Source organism: Lysinibacillus sp. NPDC056959, assembly GCF_042674095.1.
GTDB lineage: Bacteria > Bacillota > Bacilli > Bacillales_A > Planococcaceae > Lysinibacillus > Lysinibacillus zambalensis.
In genome coordinates, this window is sequence record NZ_JBHURE010000055.1 from 1 (window position 1) to 5,151 (window position 5,151).

Annotated in this window: 3 protein-coding genes; 2 read left to right on the forward strand and 1 reads right to left on the reverse strand. The window is 24.5% G+C overall.

The features are described 5' to 3' along the window. The first annotated feature begins 320 nt into the window (after nt 1-320). Together ACFTQ7_RS24805 and ACFTQ7_RS24810 are read left to right on the forward strand one after the other, a co-directional pair. Complete coding sequence (locus ACFTQ7_RS24805) at nt 321-2,189, forward strand: ThiF family adenylyltransferase (protein WP_386831973.1); 1,869 nt, start codon at nt 321-323, stop codon at nt 2,187-2,189. Continuing rightward, nucleotides 2,186-3,493, forward strand: coding sequence for an MFS transporter (locus tag ACFTQ7_RS24810; RefSeq protein ID WP_386831975.1), 1,308 nt, complete (start codon nt 2,186-2,188; stop codon nt 3,491-3,493). Before ACFTQ7_RS24805 ends, ACFTQ7_RS24810 begins: the two co-directional genes overlap by 4 nt. A gap of 367 nt (nt 3,494-3,860) precedes the next feature. On the opposite strand, the gene ACFTQ7_RS24815 is transcribed toward ACFTQ7_RS24810, so the two are convergent. Next, nucleotides 3,861-4,730, reverse strand: coding sequence for a helix-turn-helix domain-containing protein (locus tag ACFTQ7_RS24815; RefSeq protein ID WP_386831977.1), 870 nt, complete (start codon nt 4,728-4,730; stop codon nt 3,861-3,863). Nucleotides 4,731-5,151 lie beyond the last annotated feature (421 nt).

A 5,151-nucleotide genomic window follows, 5' to 3' on the forward strand; every position in this document is an offset into this window, starting at 1 on the left:
AATTATTCATGCGTTTTGAAACATTCAAACCAACTCAATGTAATGAACAACATGGTGTTACTATCAACATTACTATCTCTAAAGAAAAATAATTAGTTACGCGTCATCAATATTACTCGTAATTAGATCTAGGAAAGAAGGAATTATTCATGCGTTTTGAAACATTCAAACCAACTCAATGTAATGAACAACATGGTGTTACTATCAACATTACTATCTCTAAAGAAAAATAATTAAGAGTAACTAAAAAAGAGTAACTAAAGTTTTAGTTACTCTTTAATTTTATATAAAATTTAGTTTTACAAGGGGTGGAACTTCTTATGAAATGTTACTGGTTAAAAAGAGGCATGTTTTGGACATTAAAAAATGACATCGTTTATTATTACTTTAATGATTCGAAAAATAAAACAGGTATTAACTGTGATGATCCAAAAAAATTATTTAATCTTTTAGAACTTTTAAAGCAACCTATTGATTTAGAAAATATTATAAAAAATAATCCTTATAACTCAATTGATTCATTAAACATGGCATTAAATTTTCTCTTAGAGCAAGGGTTTATTTATTATGAAGATGAGGAAGAGTATGAATCAGTTTATGAAAAAAGATTGGCAAATTATATAGGGAAGTTCCCTAAATGTAACTATTATAAATTCAAAAAAGATGTTAAAAATATTGCTACATGTTTAATTGGAGTAGGTACAGCTGGTAGTTACATTCCTGAACTGTACTTTAAAATGGGATTCAATAATTTAACTTTAATAGATAATGACTGTGTGGAAGAACATAATATTTTATCACAAAATTTTTTTAGTGAAGAAATTAATAATCCAAAAGTTACAGCTTTAAAAAATCGCTATAAATCCAAATCTAATAATATAGAAGCTATTAAAACAAGAGTTGAAAGTTTTGAACACCTGTGTGAAATAGTCAATTTAGAAACAATAAATTATATTTTATTATTTGCTGATGACTATGATTTAACTTTAGATATTATAAAAAAATCATTTTCTATTAATCCACAGATAAATATTATCTTAAGTGGTTATAGTTCTTTTGAAGTTGAAAGCTTATTAATTAATATTGATAATAAAGAAGTATTTATTGAAGCTTTAGAAGAAGATTTACTTAACTTTAAATCCTTAGATGGCGTAATAGTAGAAAATAGTGGATCTATTCTAGATTCATTTTATATTGCATTAGGAACTTTGAAGATTATGATTGATCATGCGATTAACCTCAACAAAACTGAATATGCAATTTTCAATCACCTTAATAATGATAGTTTTGTAGGTTCAATATTTGAATATAATTTAAGAGAAAATAGTACTGATAATCGTATTAAATCTTTATTATATCTAGATTCTTTCTCTAAACAAGAAAACACAAATTGGATAAATCCATTATCCTTAGAGAATATAAATAAGAACAACAAAATTTCTACACCAGTTATAGATAAAGTAATGCATAACTACATTTATCTAGAAAAATTTAATATGTCTTCTTTTAATAAAATTCTAAGTTTTAAAAATAAAATTTCAACACCTAATAACCTCAAAAATCATAGTGAAAATAAGAATGAATTATTAAATATTTTCCAAAGATATCTTTTTGAAAACTTTAACGAAAATATTACTAATAAACTTTCAAAAATTATGAAAAATGGATACTTATATACGAATCAAAACCTTTACGGTGATCGTGATTTTGTAACTTTTAAATTAAAGGATAATATTGCTATTTATTGCCCTTTAACTGAAGATATAAATACTCTAAATTATTTAATTCATGAATTATTGCATGCAATTTACTATTTAAATGATAATGATGATGTTTATGATCATGAAAAATTTGTCTATAAACACCATATCCAATTTTTAAATGAATTTGATAATATACCTTTAATAAACCAATTAAAAGAAATTTTCATTTTTAGTACCTTGCATACTTACTTAACTTATTCAATTAGTTGCGAATATGAAAAATATACCTATTTAAATAAATTAGATGACTTTTATAAAGTTTGGGCAGTTGAAAATTCCGAGTTATATTATATATTATCTAGTAATATAAGCACTGGTGATATACTCAATTCATATAAATATGTATATGCTATTAATCAAAATCTCCAAGAGTTTTTAAATCTACTTTCTAAAAACCCAAAAAACACTAAAGAGGTAATCCATTGAATTTATTTAAAGACCATATTCTAAGAAAAATTGTCTTATCAGCTTCTTTATCAAAAATTGGAGATATTCTTTATTATATTGCTTTAATGACATATGCTTCTTCTCTGCCTAATTATAAACTAGCCATTGCTTTGGTTACATTTTCTGAAACCTTACCTTCAATACTAGCTTTCTTTACAGGGGCTTTGGCCGATAAAACTAAAAATAAAATTAATGTAATTTTTATAACTACTTCAATTCGCATTACTATATATATATTAGTAGGTATAGCTATTGGATTTGACAAAGGGATTGCTATTTTAATAATGATAGTAATTTTAAATTTAATTTCTGATTTCATCGGAGAGTATGAAGATGGCTTATATATCCCCATATTAGTATCTTCCATTAAAAATGAAAATAAATTAGAAAGTATTCTTGGTTATTATCAAGCAATAATCAATATTGCTAATTTAATAGGTCAATCTTTAGGTGCATTCCTAATTATATATTTGACATATTCATATCTTTCTTATTTAAATAGTTTTACTTTTTTACTTTCTTTAATTATTATTTTTATAATTAAAGGAACACTTAAAAATAATTTGAATGAGTATTACGACAAAAATGAGATTAGTTTTGAAAATAAATCAGACTTTAAAAATAAAAAATCCGAAAAAATCAGCCGATTTATTAGGGATATCTTCAATACTCTTAAAAAGCTTAAAAACAATCAGTTAATTTTTTCAGAAATCATGATTATTTCTATATTAAACGGCTTACTAACAGCAATTTCTCCATTAGTTTTAATCAAAATTACAGAAAATAAAGAAATGCTTATAGCGAGCACCACTTCAACAACTCTAAGTGTTATAATGGTCACGTTAACTATCGCAACATTACTGGGAAATACATTAGGAGTTTCATTGTTAAAAAACTTTAACTGCTTGAAAATAATTCAACTAATCTTACTATTTGTAGGCTCTCTATTTACAATTCTATTATTTAATAATTTAATTTTAATACTCATGAATTTATTTGCAGTGATGTTTTTTGTAGCAGTTGTTACACCTAAACTTACTGCAGAGATTATTAATAACTTAGAACCTGAATTTTTAGCGACAAATATAGGTATTTTAAATACCATCTTGACCGTTATTGGACCTATCGTTACAATGACTATTTCTTCAATTATTATCTTAGTTTCATTTGATATAATTTTATTATCAATTATAGGTATTACTTTAATAATGTATATTATCACTATACGTATCAACCGAAAAAACAATATCATTTTTTCAGAAATCTCGGAAGATATAAATTAAAAAACATCTCTCTATACAATTGAGATGTTTTTTTACATTATAGTGTCATAAGGAAATATATTTTTCAAAACATTCTTTTATTATCCCCCTAAAGTGTCTACATACCTATTAATAGACGTATAATTAGTATTAATGCCCTGGCAAATTACAAAGAATCCATAAACCGATTCAATTTGGTGATTAAAATTCTTTTCTTTCTCCAATTGGAATTAAATATAAAATAACACAACCACTTTTTATGTCACCATAAATTTCATAATTCATATGCAAATCTCCTTTGAAGGGTATAGCCAATAAAACGAAAAAATTTGTAGGTTAAGGTTATAAACTTTGTTTGAACACCAGCACATATTATGATAAATTTTAGTTACAACGTAAAATTAAAATCAAACTTTTCATTTAAATACATCAAATGGTTCTGTTTACCTATTTGATCACCCAAAAAATCCATAACTTTTATAGATGTTTCTAATAATCTCCTTCCTTTCTCTTTATTTCCGTAAGAATATTCGAATATCCCTTTTAAATAATTAAACTTATTAATTTCAAAATATAATTGTCGCTTTCCAATTAATTTCGCTGTAAATCCTAATACATATTTCATATCTTCAATTTTTCCTTGTTCAAATGAAATCGAAATTATATTTAATGCGATATGAATTAATTTTAATCTTAGGTCATCAGCTAACATATACGAAGCATCTATTTTTTTTTGAATTTCAGTTAGAATCGACAGAGTTGTAGAGTATTCTAAGCAAATTAACGAATTTCCAAAAATTGAAATTTCATAATCTCCGAAATAATCTACCCCCATTAAGAATTCACTAAGGGCTTCGGCTTCTTTAATATCTATCTTTCCAAAAGAATGGTCAATATTATAAATAATTGATTTTATCATAATTGAATTCAAATAATGAAAACGCATGTTATTTTTTTTATATAGCTCTAATTCTTTATTATATAAATATTTTAAAGCAATTATATTATTATTTGAATATGCTAAGTTCAGTTCTTTTAAAAGTTCTTTATATGAAGAATTATATTCAGTTATATCCATAAACTCATCAAAACCTATATTTAATCTATTTAATAATTCTAATAAATAAGAAAATGTTATTTCCGTTTCATTTCTTTCAAACTTCGAAAGAAATGAAATGCTCATTAAATCTTGTGAAAGCTCTTTCAATGTTAGCTCTTTTGACTTTCTTAAATTTTTTATATAGTAACCAAATCCCAAAAAAACACCCCTTTAATTATGTAAATATACTTTTTATTATGAATAAATTGTAAATTATAATGAGATAAATTATAATACATATACCCAATAATAGATAGTTCTATTTACACATGAATTTGCATAGGTCTAAAATCGTCTATAAATTCTCTGCTTTCTTGATAAAATATCTTCTCTAAATCAACTTTTAAGTCTGACTTTTACTTAGAAAATAAAAATAACTTAATTAAATAAAAAATGCCTTTTGCTTCTGATTAGCTTAATAGTTCCTCACCTATCTCAATTATAAAACCCCAGAAATCGGAGTATTTATAATTACTACCCATTTTTATTTGATGATTTGTCAAATTAAGTGCAACAATTGCTCATTAAAAGCCTCGTTTGCAGTTTTCCAGCCAAGACATTTTCTTGGTCGGTTGTTGAT